The following is a 686-nucleotide window of genomic DNA, read 5'->3' as shown; positions in this document are numbered from 1 at the left end:
AGGAGGAGCTGCCACCGGAGGAGGAGCTGCCACCGGAGGAGGAGCTGCCACCGGAGGAGGGCCGCCCGCCCGGCGACGACGTCGACGGGGAGCCGGTGACCGGGCCACCGGTTCCCGTGGGGGACGCCGTGGACGGCTCCGGCTGCGAGGTCGGGGTACCCGGCGCCGAGGGCTGCGGGGACGGGGTGCGGTCCACCAGCGGCGGCCAGGACGTGGCGGGCGGCAGCCCGGGAGCGGCGGCCGTGGGCCCCTCCGCGCCACCGGCCGCGCCCTGGGAGGGCTCGCCCGCCGCCGGCTCGGCCACCTGGGCGGCCAGCTCGTCGACGCGCTGCATCACCTCCGGGTCGGCCCCGGAGACCAGCAGGCGCTGGCGGATGCCGGCCAGGGCCAGGTCGGCCCCCTCCTGGCGCCCGTCGTCCAGGTCGGCCGCCAGCTGCTCCAGGACGCGCACCGCGGCCTGGCTGGCGGTGATGGCCCCCGGGTCGCCGAGGGGGTCGAGGTGGTTGCCGATGCCGAGGACCGTGACCGAGGTGCTCCGGGTGCTGGCCGGGGCGGCCGGCTGCGCCGGGCCACCGGTGAGCACCGCCACCGCCCCGCCCGCCAGCGCGAGGACGGCGCAGGCGGTCGCGGCGCCGCGGCCGAGCCTGCGCAGCACCCGCCGGCTGGAGGTGCTGCGGTTGCCGGTG

At 80.3% G+C, this 686-nt stretch carries 1 pseudogene; it reads right to left on the bottom strand.

The window, feature by feature from the left end:
* Window positions 1-686 (bottom strand): annotated as a pseudogene (locus ABEB16_RS22620) (hypothetical protein); the annotation flags it as partial.

This window comes from Kineococcus glutinatus, assembly GCF_039542765.1.
In the GTDB taxonomy this organism is placed as follows: Bacteria; Actinomycetota; Actinomycetes; order Actinomycetales; family Kineococcaceae; genus Kineococcus_A; species Kineococcus_A glutinatus.
Note: the sequence above shows the minus strand (reverse complement) of the source record. Positions and strands in the feature narration are given on the sequence as shown.